This is a genomic window from Variovorax sp. PBL-E5 (genome assembly GCF_901827185.1).
Classification (GTDB): Bacteria; Pseudomonadota; Gammaproteobacteria; order Burkholderiales; family Burkholderiaceae_C; genus Variovorax.
The window spans coordinates 4219387-4233089 of sequence record NZ_LR594671.1 but is presented as its reverse complement, the minus strand read 5'-3'; the positions used below and the strand labels follow the sequence as shown (position 1 = coordinate 4233089).

Genomic DNA, 13703 nt, shown 5'->3' with positions numbered 1-13703 from the left:
TCGATGATGATGAAGAAGTGGATGGCCGCTGCGATGCTCGCCGCGCTGGCCGGCGGCGCGTGGGCCGGCGGCATGGAAAGCCTCGAAGCCTTTGTGAAGACCGCCAAATCGGGCCGTGCCGAGTTCACGCAGACCGTGACGGCGCCGTCCAAGGACGGCCAGGCCTCGCGTGACAAGGTGTCGAGCGGCACCTTCGAATTCCAGCGTCCCGGCAAGTTCAAGTTCGATTACAAGAAACCTTTCGCCCAGAGCATCGTCGCCGATGGCCGGACGCTCTGGCTCTACGACGCCGATTTGAACCAGGTCACGCAGCGCAAGCAGTCGCAGGCATTGGGCTCGACGCCGGCCGCGCTGATCGCCGCCGCGCCCGACCTGCGTGCCCTGCAGGCCGATTTCACGCTCGAGGCTGCGCCCGAGCGCGACGGCCTGCAATGGGTGAAGGCCACGCCGAAGAACAAGGACGGCCAGCTGCAGAGCGTCCAGATCGGCTTCCAGGGCGATGCACTCGCCGCGCTCGAGATCCTCGACAACTTCGGCCAGCGCTCGGTGCTGAAGTTCAGCAAGGTCGAAGTCAATCCTGCGCTGCCCGCCGGCACCTTCTCGTTCAAGGCGCCGGCCGGCGCGGACGTGCTGCGCGAGTGAGCGCCTCGCGGCCGAACGGTCTTCGCTGAGGATGCCGCCCGTGGCCGCACCTGCCCACCAACCCCTGGCCGAACGCCTGCGTCCCAAGACCCTGGGCGAGGTCATCGGCCAGCAGCAGCTGCTCGGCCCCGGCATGCCGCTGCGCATCGCCTTCGAGTCGGGGCAGCCGCACTCGTGCATCCTCTGGGGCCCGCCCGGCACCGGCAAGACCACCATCGCGCGCCTGATGGCCGATGCCTTCGATGCGCAGTTCCTCAGCATCAGCGCGGTGCTCGGCGGCGTGAAGGACATCCGTGAGGCGGTCGAACGCGCGACGGCCGCACGCGATGGGCTGGAGCAGCGCCGCACCATCGTCTTCGTCGACGAGGTCCACCGCTTCAACAAGAGCCAGCAGGATGCGTTCCTGCCGCACGTGGAGTCGGGCCTCTTCACCTTCATCGGCGCGACCACCGAGAACCCGTCCTTCGAGGTCAATTCGGCGCTGCTGTCGCGCGCGGCGGTCTACGTGCTGCAGCCGCTCGACGAAGGCGACCTGAAGCAGATCGTGGCGCGCGCCCAGGCCATCCAGGCCGTGCCTGCCATCGATGCGCCGGCCATCGACCGGCTCGTGGCCTATGCGGACGGCGACGCGCGGCGGCTGCTCAACACTCTCGAGACGCTCGCCGTCGCAGCCGGCGCCGAGAAGCTCGACCCCATCACCGATGAATGGCTGCTGCGCGTCCTGGGCGAGCGCATGCGCCGCTACGACAAGGGCGGCGAGCAGTTCTACGACACCATCTCCGCGCTGCACAAATCCGTGCGCGGCAGCGATCCCGACGCGTCGCTCTACTGGTTCGTGCGCATGCTCGACGGCGGCGCCGACCCGCGCTACATGGCGCGCCGGCTGGTGCGCATGGCCAGCGAGGACATCGGCCTGGCCGACCCGCGCGCACTGCGGCTCGCGCTCGATGCCGCCGAGGTGTACGAGCGCCTCGGCACGCCCGAGGGCGAACTGGCACTCGCCGAATGCGTGGTCTACCTCGCGATCGCGCCCAAGTCGAACGCGGTTTACAAGGCTTACAACGAGGTCCGCGCACTCATCAAGTCCGACGGCACGCGGCCGGTGCCCATGCATCTGCGCAATGCGCCAACGAAGCTGATGAAGCAACTCGACTACGGCAAGGGCTACCGCTACGCGCACGACGAGGAGGGCGGCTTCGCGGCCGGCGAGCGCTACATGCCCGACGGCCTCGAACCGCAGCCCTTCTATCGGCCGGTCGAGCGCGGCCTCGAAATCCGCATTGCGGAGAAGCTACGCGAACTGCGAAAGCGCAACGCCGACACCGGCGGCTGATACGCAGGCTCCGCTCGCCGATATCGGCTTGCACCGCCATCGCCGGCGCGCCTTGCGCCAGCGGGAAAACCCCGTCGTTTGGGCACCGGATTGGCGCGCCCGCGTGACTACAATCCCGCCCACAAACCCGCCGCCGACACATGCTGGCGGGTTTTTTGCTAAGGGGAAACCACGGCGCCGACCCGGCGCGCGGTCAGCGTCAGGCATCTCTCGAGGGTGTCGCCAACAAAAAGGGAAGTTCGCTATGGACATCTTGCTGCAGCAGATCATCAACGGTCTGGTTCTCGGCAGCATGTACGCCTTGATAGCCTTGGGCTACACCATGGTGTACGGCATCATCAACCTCATCAATTTCGCGCACGGGGAAGTCCTCATGGTCGGGGCGCTGACCAGCTGGACCATCATCGGCCTCATGCAGGATGCGTGGCCGCACGCGCCCGGCTGGCTCATCCTGATCGTCTCGCTCATCATCGCCTGCATCGTCGCGGCCACGCTCAACTTCGTGATCGAGAAGGTCGCCTACCGGCCGCTGCGCAACAGCCCCAAGCTGGCGCCGCTCATCACCGCCATCGGCATGTCGATCCTGCTGCAGACGCTGGCCATGATCATCTGGAAGCCGACCAACAAGGCCTATCCCAACCTGCTGTCGACCACGCCGATCCACCTGGGCGGCGCCGTGATCTCGCCCACGCAGGTCATGATCCTGGGCGTCACCGCGATCTGCCTGGCGATCCTCAGCTGGCTGGTCAACTACACCAAGCTCGGACGCGCCATGCGCGCCACCGCCGAGAACCCGCGCGTCGCCGCGCTGATGGGCATTCGGCCCGACATGGTCATCTCGGCCACCTTCATCATCGGCGCGGTGCTGGCCGCGATCGCCGGCGTGATGTACGCCTCCAACTACGGCATCGCGCAGCACGCGATGGGCTTCATTCCCGGCCTCAAGGCCTTCACCGCAGCGGTCTTCGGCGGCATCGGCAACCTGGCCGGCGCGGTCGTCGGCGGCATCCTGCTGGGCCTGATCGAGGCCATTGGCTCGGGCTACATCGGCGCGCTCACCGGCGACGTGCTGGGCAGCAACTACAGCGATATCTTCGCCTTCATCGTGCTGATCATCATGCTCACGCTGCGGCCCTCGGGTCTGCTCGGCGAGCGTGTGGCGGACCGGGCCTGAGGAGCGCGACATGAAGAACAGCAAGAACCTCGTCCTCACCGTGATCGGCATCATCGCCGTGCTCGTGCTGCCGCTGATCCTGCAGAGCCAGGGCAACGCCTGGGTGCGCATCGCCGACATCGCGCTGCTCTACGTGATGCTGGCGCTCGGCCTCAACATCGTCGTCGGCTACGCCGGCCTGCTCGACCTCGGCTACGTCGCCTTCTTCGCCATCGGCGCCTACCTGTACGCGCTGCTGGGTTCACCGCAGCTCACCGACACCTTCCCCGCCATCAAGGCCATGTTCCCGCACGGGCTGCATGTCTCGCTGCTGGTCGTGGTGCCGCTGGCGCTGGTCGTCGCCGCGATGTTCGGAGCGCTGCTGGGTGCACCCACGCTGAAGTTGCGCGGCGACTACCTCGCGATCGTGACGCTCGGCTTCGGCGAGATCATCCGCGTGTTCCTCAACAACCTCGACCAGCCGGTCAACATCACCAACGGTCCGAAGGGCATCACCGGGATCGACTCAGTCAAGTTCTGGGGGCTCGACCTCGGCCGGCCGCTCAAGATCGACGGCTTCACGATTTCCTCGGTCACGCTCTACTACTACCTGTTCCTGCTGTTCGTGGTCTTCACCATTCTCGTCTCGCACCGCATGCAGACGTCGCGCATCGGCCGCGCGTGGATGGCCATCCGCGAGGACGAGATCGCCGCCAAGGCGATGGGCATCAACACCCGCAACATGAAGCTCCTGGCCTTCGGCATGGGCGCGAGCTTCGGCGGCGTGTCGGGCGCGATGTTCGCGTCCTTCCAGGGCTTCGTCTCGCCCGAGTCCTTCAGCCTGATGGAGTCGGTGATGATCGTCTCGATGGTGGTGCTGGGCGGCATCGGCCACCTGCCGGGCGTGATCCTCGGCGCCGTGCTGCTGTCCGCGCTGCCCGAGGTGCTGCGCTACGTGGCCGGGCCGCTGCAGGAAATGACCGACGGCCGGCTCGATGCCTCGATCCTGCGCCAGCTCTTCATCGCGCTGGCCATGATCATCATCATGCTGGTGCGGCCGCGCGGCCTCTGGCCTTCACCCGAGCACGGCAAGTCGCTCGCGCGCAGGGGCGTTGTGGCCGCACCCGCTTCCGGCATGCCGGCGGCAGCGCCGGGCATCGAGACGCCGTCGGACGAAATGCCGGGCGACGCATCGCGGCCGATGTCGATCAACCCGTGACCGAGGGCGAAGAAAAATGACTGAAACCATCCTCGACGTCCACGGCATCTCCAAGCGTTTCGGCGGCCTGCAGGCGCTGTCGGACGTCGGCATCAAGATCCAGCGCGGGCAGGTCTACGGCCTCATCGGTCCCAACGGCGCCGGCAAGACCACCTTCTTCAACGTCATCACCGGGCTCTACTCGCCCGACAGCGGAAGCTTCGAGCTCGCCGGCAAGCCCTACCGGCCGACCGCCGTGCACGAGGTCGCCAAGGCCGGCATCGCGCGCACCTTCCAGAACATCCGCCTGTTCCAGGAAATGACCGCGCTCGAGAACGTCATGGTCGGGCGCCACGTGCGCACCCATTCGGGCCTGTTCGGCGCGATCTTCCGCGGCAGCGGCTTCAAGGCCGAAGAGGCCGCCATCACCGAGCGCGCCCACGAGCTGCTCGAGTATGTCGGCATCGGCAAGTTCGCCGACTACAAGGCGCGCACGCTCAGCTATGGCGACCAGCGCCGCCTCGAGATCGCCCGCGCGCTGGCGACCGACCCGCAACTGATCGCGCTCGACGAGCCGGCCGCCGGCATGAACGCGACCGAGAAGGTGATGCTGCGCGAGCTGATCGACCGCATCCGCAAGGACAACCGCACCATCCTGCTCATCGAGCACGACGTGAAACTCGTGATGGGCCTGTGCGACCGCGTCACGGTGCTCGACTACGGCAAGCAGATCGCCGAGGGAACTCCTGCGGACGTACAGAAGAACGAGAAGGTGATCGAGGCCTACCTCGGCACCGGAGGACATTGAGATGGCGCAAACACTTTTGAAAGTCAGCGGCCTGAAGGTGGCCTACGGCGGCATCCAGGCCGTCAAGGGCATCGATTTCGAGGTGCGCGAAGGCGAGCTGGTGTCGCTGATCGGCTCCAACGGCGCCGGCAAGACCACCACCATGAAAGCGATCACAGGATCGCAGCCCTACCTCGCCGGTGACATCGAATTCCTCGGCAAGAGCATCAAGGGCCGCGGTGCGTGGGACCTGGTCGCCGAAGGCCTGGTGATGGTGCCGGAGGGCCGCGGCGTCTTCACGCGCATGAGCATCACCGAGAACCTGCAGATCGGCGCCTACATCCGAAAGGACAAGGCCGAGATCGCGAAGGACATGGACCGCGTGTTCTCGACCTTCCCGCGCCTGAAGGAGCGCGCCACGCAGCTGGCCGGCACCATGTCGGGCGGCGAACAGCAGATGCTGGCGATGGGACGCGCGCTGATGGCGCGGCCCAAGGTGCTCCTGCTCGACGAGCCATCGATGGGCCTGTCGCCGATCATGGTCGACAAGATCTTCGAAGTGGTCAAGCAGGTCTACGACCAGGGCGTGACGGTGCTGCTGGTCGAGCAGAACGCCAGCCGCGCGCTGCAGCTGGCCGATCGCGGCTACGTGATGGAGTCGGGGCTCATCACCATGAGCGGGGATGCGAAGGTGATGCTGAGCGATCCGAAGGTGCGGGCTGCTTACCTCGGCGAGTAGGGCTTTGTTCCCTCTCCCAAAGGGAGAGGGAGCAAGAGCACTCAATCGACGTGCGCGCCGGTCGCCTTCACGACCTTCTCGTACTTCGTGAGTTCGCTCTTCATGAACGCTCCGAACTGCTCGGGCGAATTGCCCACCGGCTCGGCCAAGAGCGATGCGAAGCGCGTCTTCGTCTCTGGCGAATGCAGCGCATCGACAAACGCCTTGTTGAGCTTCGCGATCACCTCCGGCGGCGTGCCGGCCGGCGCCATCAGGCCCCACCAGGTGTCGACCGAGAAGCCCTTCAGCGTGGCGGCCACGGTCGGCACCTCGGGCAGCATGCTGCTACGTTCGGCGGTGGTCACCGCGAGCGCCTTGAGCTTGCCCGAGCGGATGTTCGGTGCCGCGGTCGCGAGGTTGTCGAAGTTGAAATCGACCTGGCCCGACAGCAGCGCGAGCTGCGCCGGGTTGCCGCCGTTGTAGGGGATGTGCACGGCGAAGATGCCGGCTTCCTTCTTGAACATTTCCCCGGCCAGGTGGCCGGCGCTGCCGTTGCCGCCGCTGCCGTAGTTGAGCTTGGCGGGGTTGGCCTTGGCGTAGGCGATCAGGTCGCGCACGCTGTCGATCTTCAGGCGCTTGGCCGTCTCGGCGTTCATCACCAGCACGTTGGGCACGCGGACCATCTGCGTGATCGGCGCGAAGTCGGTCGCGGCGTTGAACGGGATCTTGCTGTAGAGCCACGGATTGACCGCATTGGTCGCGGTCGCCGCGATGCCGATCGTGTAGCCGTCGGGCGCCGCCTTGGCCACGATGTCGGCGCCGATGTTGCCGCCCGCACCGGGCTTGTTGTCGATGATGACCGGGCCCAGCGTGTCGCGCACGCGTTCGGCGAGCGCGCGGGCCGTGACGTCGATCGGGCCGCCGGCCGCATAGGGCACGACGAGGCGGATCGGCCGCTGCTGCTGCGCCGTGGCGCTCGCGGCGGCCAGCAGCGCGGCGGTGGAGAGGAGGGTGAGAAGTAAGCGTCGGGTAGTCATGTATCCGATTGTGCTTCGGCCCGCTCCGGCCCGTGACCGTGCGATCCCTGAGCCGGCGTGCGGCCCACCGCCTTGCTAGGGCAATGCCTTGTCCGCCTCGGTCGTGAACGCATCCGCGTAGAACTCGTCCTCCGACAGGCCGCGCTCGGCCACGTAGTCCCGCTTGGCGGAGTCCACCACCACCGGCGCGCCGCAGGCATACACCTGGTGACCCGAGAGGTCCGCGAAGTCTTCCATCACCGCGCGATGGACGAAGCCCGTGCGGCCGGTCCAGTTGTCCTCGGGCACGGCATTGGAGATCACCGGCACGTAGCGCAGGTGGGGCATCTCCGCGACTTGGGTGCGCACCCAGTCGTCCATGTACAGATCCTCGGGCCGGCGGCCGCCCCAGTACAGCGTCGCCGGCCGCTCGATGGCCTTGAAGCGCATGTGTTCGATGAGCGCCTTGATCGGTGCGAAGCCCGTGCCCGAGGCCAGCAGCACCATCGGCTTGTCGGAATCCTCGCGCAGGAAGAAGCTGCCGTACGGCCCTTCGATGCGAAGGATTTCCTTTTCCTTCATTGCGCCGAACACGTGGTCGGTGAACTTGCCGCCCGGCAGATGGCGGATGTGCAGCTCGATGCCGGTGCCCGGCGTCTGCAGCGTGTGCGGTGCATTGGCCATCGAGTAGCTGCGCCGCGTGCCGTCGCGCAGGATGAATTCGATGTATTGCCCCGCATGGAACTGCAGCGGCTCGCCGGCCGGCAGCTGCAGCCGCAGCATCACCACGTCGTGCGACTGCTTCGCGAGCGCCTGCACCCGCGCGGGCATCTTGCGGATCGGGAAGGCGCCGGCCTCGCTCACCTGGCGCGATTCGAGCACCACGTCGCTCTCTGCATGCGCGCGGCAGGTCAGCACGAAGCCGGCCAGTTCTTCCTCGGCACTCAGCGCCTTGCTCTGGTGCGAGGCCAGGATCACGCTGCCCGACAGCTTCCTGCACTTGCACGAGCCGCAGGCGCCGTCCTTGCAGCCGTAGGGCAGGCCGATGCCCTGGCGGATGCCGGCCGCGAGAATGGTCTCGTCGGCCTGCGCCATGAAGTGGCGTCCGCTCGGCTCGACCGTGATCTGAAAGCCCGCCTCGCTCGGCGCTGCGCTGGTCATGGGTATTCTTTGCTCTGCTTTGGAAAAGGGAACTGGATTTTGCCTTCAATCAACAGCCCCCTCGGCGCGAGGCCCGCGCGCTTCCGGCGCGAGCGCGTGCTCGTGGTCGGATGCGGCGACGTCGGCCTCCGGGCGGCGCGCCTGCTGCGCGGCCGGGTGCGGCTCGTCGCGCTGACCTCGTCGCCCGAGCGCGTGCCCGCCTTGCGGCAGGCCGGCCTGACGCCGGTCGTCGCCGATCTCGACGCGTCAGCGAGCCTGCGCCGGCTCTCCGGCCTCGCCACCCGCGTGCTGCATCTGGCGCCGCCCGCGCGCGTCGAAGGCGCGCGATGGTGGCGCGATGCGCGCACGCTGGCGCTGGCGCGCGCCCTGCGGCTGCGCACCCTGCCGGCCGCGCTGGTCTATGCATCGACCAGCGGCGTCTACGGCGACTGCGGCGGCGCGCGCATCACCGAGACGCGCCCGCTGCGCCCCGACACGCCGCGTGCGCACCGCCGCGTCGATGCCGAGCGCACGGTGCGCTGGCTCGGCCGTGCGGGCATCGCCGTGCGCATCCTGCGCATCCCCGGCATCTACGCGCCCGACCGCGAGGGCGGCACTCCGCGCGAGCGGCTGAAGAAGGGCACGCCGGTGCTGCGCGCCGAGGACGACGTCTACACCAACCACATCCATGCCGACGACCTCGCGCGCGCCTGTGTGGCGGCGCTGTGGCGCGGCGGCCCGCAGCGTGCGTTCCACGTCAGCGACGACAGCGAACTCAAGATGGGCGACTACGTCGATCTCGCCGCCGACCTGTACGGCGTCGCGCGCCCGCCGCGCATCGCACGCGATGCGGCGCAGGCACAGCTGCCCTTGTCGCTGCTGAGCTTCATGGGCGAATCGCGGCGCCTCGACAACACGCGCATGAAGCGCGAGCTGCGATTGCGGCTGCGGCATCCGACCGTTGCGGCGGGGCTGAGCGCTCTTGCTCCCTCTCCCTCTGGGAGAGGGTTGGAGTGAGGGCGCTGGGCCTTTGATTTGGGTTCAGGTGCGAATTTTTTTATCGTGGCCGAACGACCTCGCGAGTGCGTCGCGCCATTCAGGCCGAAAGCACTGCGGTCCAAATCGCGGGCACAGCTTTGCCTCGGACGCGCAGCTTGCCGAGATTGAACTGGCCCTTGCGGACGCGATGCAGCAACTCGACACCGGCGATCGTCAACGCTGCGCGATCGAAGACCTTGAAGCCGAGCATCGGCTTGATGCGCGACTTCACGCCGCGATGGTCTTGCTCGATCATGTTGTTCCAATATTTGGACGATCGCAGTCGCGTTTCTTTCCACCGCAGGCTTTGCGCGGGCAGCCCGTGCACGGCGCGATGCGAAGCGGCGTAGCCATCCAGCGTGATGCTCATCGGCAGTCAGCCTTGAGTCTGCAGCGCCTCGCGAAAGAATGCCTTGGCCGCCTTCACATCACGGTTGGCGCTCAAGCGAAAGTCGACTGTCTGGCCTTCTCGATCGACAGCTCGATAGAGATAGGTCCACTTCCCGCGGATCTTCACATAGGTCTCGTCGACACGCCATGAACGACCGGCCTTGCGGGCGAATCGATTCCAGCGCTTCTCGAACTCGGGCACGAAACGCTGGACCCAGCGCATGATCGTTGTATGCGCCAAGGCCAAGCCACGCTCGGCCATCATCTCCACGAGGTCGCGAAGGCTCAGCTTGAAGCGCAGGTACCAGCGAACGCACAGAACGGTGATCTCTCGCTCAAAGTGTCGGCCTTGAACAGTTCGTCCTGCTTTGCCGCATCTTCGCCATCGATCCGCCTTCAGTTCAAAGGCCACAGCCTGCCCGGCGCGCGATTTGCACCAGAGCCCAAATCAAAGGCCCAGCGCCCTCACCCCAGCCCTCTCCCAGAGGGAGAGGGAGCAAGACCCTGCGCCTGGCCGAACAGCTTGCCCAGCGCCGCCATTTCGGCCGCGGCGTCCCGCTGCATCGCACCGATCTGCTGGAGACCGTCCTGCGCATTGCGCTGGTCCTTCGCGAACTGCGCGTTGACGTCGTCGACCTGCGCCTTCAGCGTGGCGTCGCCGTCCAGCAGCCGCTTGAGCGTCGCCGTCTTCAGCATCGCGGCCACGTCGCTGCGATCGGCCGCGAGCTGGTCGGTGCCGGCCTTGGCGCGCGCCGCGGCCGCCTGCATGCCGTTGGCCAGGTCGGCCGCGAAGGCATCGAAGGCGCCGCCGTCGAGCGAGCTGCTGTCGGTCGCCGCGAGCCCTGGCGTGTCCGGCAGGAAAATGGCCATGCCGGCGCTCAGCGCGGTGAAGTCGATGTGCGGATTGAGTGCCTGCAGCCGTTCGAGCGACGCGCCGCTGCCGCCGGCGGTGGCCTTGGCCAACTGGGTGCTGAACTTCTGCAGGCTGCTGGCCTTGAGAACGACGAGGCGCATGGCGATGCTCCGTGAATGTGATGAAAGCGCGCGGCTTCAGCCGAGCAGGTTGAGAGGCTGCATCTCGGGCCTGAGCGGCCCGGCGACCCCGCTGCTGGTGATGTTGCCGATGGCCGTCACGACCGCGTTCTGCGGCGAGATCGTCATCGACGGCTTGCCGCCGCGCACACGGTTGGCGTTGACCACCGCCACCGGCGACGCGAGGCGCACGGCATCGATGTTGGTGTTGGCGCGCAGCTCGCAGCGGTTGTCGCCGAACATCAGGTCGCCGCTGGCACCCACGTCGACCGCCGACACGCGGCCGCGCGCGAGCAGCGTGTTGCCGAGCACCGAGGCGCTGGCGCCGCGCACCACCACCGCGCCGGCCGCGTCGACCGTGGTCTGGCCTGCGTCCAGCCAGGCGCGGTTGCCGGCCAGCACCAGCGTGCGCGCCTCGTCGACGCGCACCGCGGTGTAGGCGGCGACGCGCGACAGCAGGCGCAATTTGGCATCGGGCTCGTCGATCAGCAGCGCCCACCAGGCCGTAGGGCTGGGCTGCTCACTCGGTGTCGCGTCGCGCTCCACATGGTTGTGCGCGATCGCGGCCTGCGCATAGGGCGCGCGCAGCATGATGCCGGCGACCGTGCCGCCGAATTCGCCGGCCGGTCCGATCTCGGTCACCTCGTTGTTCGCCAGGCGCATGCGCTGCACCGACATGCCGAACAGGCCGGCGATGAGCTGCTGGTTCTGCTGCGGGCTCAGGCCGACCTGGCGCACGGTGTTGCCCGACAGCGTCGCGACCTGGGTGCGCAGGATGCCGATGCCGAACACCAGCGCCGCGATCGACGCATCGGCCTTGTCGCTGCCGATCGCGCGCAGCTGGTTGCCCGTGATCGAGAGCGAACCCGAGCGCGCCGTGTCGACCATCAGAATGCCGTTGCCGCAATCCTCGATCACGTTCTGCGCGATCACCAGGTCCGATGCCGGCGCCTGCACCAGCACGCCAGCATCGGGAAAGCCGCCGATCTGGTTGGCCAGCACCTGGCACTGGTCGCTGCCGCTCGGATCCAGCCCGACCCCCAGCCGGATCCCGGCGCCGGTCGGTGCGCGATCGCCCTGGCGCACCGCGCTCAGCTTGTTGGCCTCGATCCACGCGCCATCCACCGCGCAGGCGATGCCGTCGCCGTTCACGCTCAGGCCGTTGCCGGCGATGCGCATCGCCGCGCCGGGCAGCGCGATGCCGAGCACGCCGATGCCCTGCGTGCGGCAGCCCAGGAGCTGGTTGTCGCCGATGCGCGTGTCGTAGAGATGCGCGACGCGGCCGCTCATCGTCACACCCGTGCGCTGGCACCACAGCACGTTGCCGGCGATGCGCAGCACGGCCGTGATGAGGAAGGTCGGCGCGGTCTGGTCGCTAGTCTCGCCGGCGCGGATGCCGTCGGGCGCGATCAGCAGGTTGTCCGTGATCGACACGCCGGCCGCCACGCCGGTGAGCGCGATCGCGGCGCCTTGCGCATCGGTGCTGCCGAGCACCGCGATCACCAGTTGCCGCAGCGCCAGCCCGATCACGCTGCGCACGCTGACGGCCGATTGCTGGCCGAGCGAGACCAGCGTCATGTCCTGCAGCGCGATCGCCGCGCTGCGCTCGATCACGAAGGCGCTGCCCGATGCGGTGATCACCGTGGCCGGTCCCTGGCCATGCACGCGCACCGAGCGCGCGCCGGTGATGCGCACCGCCTCGCTCAGCGTGTACGGGCCCGCATGCAGGCACACGGTGCCGCCGGTGTCGCGCACCTGGTCGATCGCACCCTGGATGGTGAGCTGTCCGCTCGCATGCGACTCCGGCGTCACGCAGGCGGTGCAGCCGCAGTCCGCGCCGCCTTCGGCCGGTGGCCAGTGGTGCCGGCAGTCGCTGACCGTGCCGGCCGCCACGTCCCAGAAGCCGAGCCGCGCATAGTGGTGATGGATGCCGCGCGGCGGCGCGCGGTCGAGCAGCTCGACCGAGGCATCGGCCGTGCGCGCCGCGAACTCCCAGTGGTCGCCGCTGCGAAAGCCGGTGGCGCCGGTCGAGTCGAAGTTCACCGTCACGCCGTTCTCGAGCAGCAGCGTGGTGCCCGTTGCCGGCACCTTGATCACGCCGGTCGAGCCCGGCGCGTCGAGGTCCTGCACCTGCACCGGCGTGCCGCTGGGGTCGGTGCGGAACACCAGGCCCTTCTGATCCCACTTGCGCACGCGCAGGTTGCGTGCCGCGGGCCAATCGCTGTTCGGGAAGCTCGCGGGCAGCATCGCGGCCGGCAGTCCCAGCGCGAAGCTGATGCGCCGCGTCGCGTCGTCGACCGTCACCCGCCGCATCTCGCCCGGCGCCTGCGAGAACTCGCGCACGTCGTCGGTGATCTCGACCCAGTCGCCGCTGTTGATGCGCAGCACATCGTCGCGGCCCAGCGTCTCGAGTTCGAGCTGCGTGGCCGAGATCATGCTGCTCACGCGCGAGGCCACGCAGCCGTTGTTGCTGGACCAGCGGAAGGTCGCGGTGCCGCCGGGCTGGCCGGGGTCGTAGATCTCGACGCGGTAGAGCTGGTTCTCCAGCCCGCGGTAGCCGCCGGTGGGCGGCAGTTCGCAAGGATCGTCGACCACCGCGACGTCGAAGGTGCCGGTCGTCAGCACGCCGGTCGAGGATGCGGTCAGCGCGCTCCAGCCGGGGATGTCGCCATCGGGCGAGGCACAGCTCGTGCCCGAGCCCGCGTCGTCGGCCAGCACGCGCACCTGCCACACGGTCTGCCGGCGCGAGCTGGTGTCGACGCCGACCGCGCTCTCGACCAGCGCGGGCTGTTCCAGCGCCGTGACCTCGCGGTCCCAGACATCGAGGTAGACCAGGTGCACGCCGGCTGTCGGCAACGCTGGCGCGCCCGGCAGGTAAGGCTGCGAGGCGTAGGGAATGGGCTGCGTGAACACACTCTCGGCCATCAGATTGTCGAAGGCGCGCTGCGCGGCCTGGTCCGAGGCCGCGCCGTGGTTCTCGGCCAGGAGTCCATCGACATAGAGCCGCCCGCGGCCGATCTGCAAGGCGCCCGCGACCGCCGTGATCTTGAAGGCATCGGGCGTGTTGGACGACACCGTCGCGCGGCCCAGCGTGTCGCTCGCGAGCGCCCGCAGCCGCCGGTCGAGGATCGCGACCAGTTCGTTGGCATCGGCGTCCAGCAGCACGCCGCCCTGCTTGAGTTCGACGCCCGCGTAGTCGAGCAGCGGGTTCAAGCGCACTCTGGAAAGATCGGCACCCATGGTGTGTCTCCAAACA

General features: G+C 68.1%; 11 protein-coding genes and 1 pseudogene. 7 read left to right on the top strand and 5 right to left on the bottom strand.

Features of this window, described 5'->3' with window-relative positions:
• Positions 1-9 precede the first annotated feature (9 nt).
• From lolA to WDLP6_RS20490, 6 genes are all read left to right on the top strand, one after another.
• Positions 10-642: an outer membrane lipoprotein chaperone LolA gene (lolA, locus tag WDLP6_RS20515; protein ID WP_443083460.1), complete on the top strand. Its 633-nt coding sequence runs from the start codon at positions 10-12 to the stop codon at positions 640-642.
• 40 nt (positions 643-682) lie between these two features.
• Positions 683-1975, top strand: coding sequence for a replication-associated recombination protein A (locus tag WDLP6_RS20510; RefSeq protein ID WP_162593833.1), 1293 nt, complete (start codon positions 683-685; stop codon positions 1973-1975).
• A 244-nt stretch (positions 1976-2219) separates the two neighbouring features.
• Positions 2220-3149: a branched-chain amino acid ABC transporter permease gene (locus WDLP6_RS20505; RefSeq protein ID WP_162593832.1), complete on the top strand. Its 930-nt coding sequence runs from the start codon at positions 2220-2222 to the stop codon at positions 3147-3149.
• A 10-nt stretch (positions 3150-3159) separates the two neighbouring features.
• Entirely contained in the window at positions 3160-4347 is a 1188-nt protein-coding gene (locus WDLP6_RS20500) for an ABC transporter permease subunit (protein WP_162569016.1), read from the top strand.
• A 16-nt stretch (positions 4348-4363) separates the two neighbouring features.
• Positions 4364-5134 carry an ABC transporter ATP-binding protein gene (locus WDLP6_RS20495; RefSeq protein ID WP_162569014.1) on the top strand — a complete coding sequence of 257 codons (771 nt, stop codon included), beginning with the start codon at positions 4364-4366 and terminating at the stop codon, positions 5132-5134.
• 1 nt (position 5135) lies between these two features.
• Positions 5136-5852, top strand: coding sequence for an ABC transporter ATP-binding protein (locus WDLP6_RS20490; RefSeq protein WP_162569013.1), 717 nt, complete (start codon positions 5136-5138; stop codon positions 5850-5852).
• 41 nt (positions 5853-5893) lie between these two features.
• Here the strand turns inward: WDLP6_RS20490 and WDLP6_RS20485 are convergent, their stop codons facing one another.
• Complete coding sequence (locus WDLP6_RS20485) at positions 5894-6868, bottom strand: Bug family tripartite tricarboxylate transporter substrate binding protein (RefSeq protein ID WP_162593831.1); 975 nt, start codon at positions 6866-6868, stop codon at positions 5894-5896.
• A 75-nt stretch (positions 6869-6943) separates the two neighbouring features.
• Complete coding sequence (locus WDLP6_RS20480; protein ID WP_162593830.1) at positions 6944-8008, bottom strand: CDP-6-deoxy-delta-3,4-glucoseen reductase; 1065 nt, start codon at positions 8006-8008, stop codon at positions 6944-6946.
• Between the two features lie 39 nt (positions 8009-8047).
• On the opposite strand from WDLP6_RS20480, the gene WDLP6_RS20475 reads away from it, so the two are divergent.
• On the top strand, positions 8048-9004 hold the full coding sequence (locus WDLP6_RS20475; protein ID WP_162593829.1) for an NAD-dependent epimerase/dehydratase family protein: 957 nt from the start codon (positions 8048-8050) through the stop codon (positions 9002-9004).
• 79 nt (positions 9005-9083) lie between these two features.
• Here WDLP6_RS20475 and WDLP6_RS20470 read toward each other — a convergent pair.
• From WDLP6_RS20470 to WDLP6_RS20460, 3 genes and pseudogenes are all read right to left on the bottom strand, one after another.
• Positions 9084-9815: pseudogene (locus tag WDLP6_RS20470) on the bottom strand (IS6 family transposase).
• A gap of 65 nt (positions 9816-9880) precedes the next feature.
• A complete protein-coding gene (locus WDLP6_RS20465) occupies positions 9881-10429 on the bottom strand; it encodes a hypothetical protein (RefSeq protein WP_162593828.1) in 549 nt (182 codons plus the stop codon).
• A 36-nt stretch (positions 10430-10465) separates the two neighbouring features.
• Complete coding sequence (locus tag WDLP6_RS20460) at positions 10466-13687, bottom strand: DUF6519 domain-containing protein (protein WP_162593827.1); 3222 nt, start codon at positions 13685-13687, stop codon at positions 10466-10468.
• Between the last annotated feature and the right edge of the window lie 16 nt (positions 13688-13703).

Coding starts and splice junctions, on each gene's coding strand:
- WDLP6_RS20485 (WP_162593831.1), bottom strand. CDS start 6,868: ATGACTACCCGACGCTTACTTCTCACCCTCCTCTCCACCGCCGCGCTG.
- WDLP6_RS20465 (WP_162593828.1), bottom strand. CDS start 10,429: ATGCGCCTCGTCGTTCTCAAGGCCAGCAGCCTGCAGAAGTTCAGCACC.
- lolA (WP_443083460.1), top strand. CDS start 10: ATGAAGAAGTGGATGGCCGCTGCGATGCTCGCCGCGCTGGCCGGCGGC.
- WDLP6_RS20495 (WP_162569014.1), top strand. CDS start 4,364: ATGACTGAAACCATCCTCGACGTCCACGGCATCTCCAAGCGTTTCGGC.
- WDLP6_RS20480 (WP_162593830.1), bottom strand. CDS start 8,008: ATGACCAGCGCAGCGCCGAGCGAGGCGGGCTTTCAGATCACGGTCGAG.
- WDLP6_RS20505 (WP_162593832.1), top strand. CDS start 2,220: ATGGACATCTTGCTGCAGCAGATCATCAACGGTCTGGTTCTCGGCAGC.
- WDLP6_RS20500 (WP_162569016.1), top strand. CDS start 3,160: ATGAAGAACAGCAAGAACCTCGTCCTCACCGTGATCGGCATCATCGCC.
- WDLP6_RS20490 (WP_162569013.1), top strand. CDS start 5,136: ATGGCGCAAACACTTTTGAAAGTCAGCGGCCTGAAGGTGGCCTACGGC.
- WDLP6_RS20460 (WP_162593827.1), bottom strand. CDS start 13,687: ATGGGTGCCGATCTTTCCAGAGTGCGCTTGAACCCGCTGCTCGACTAC.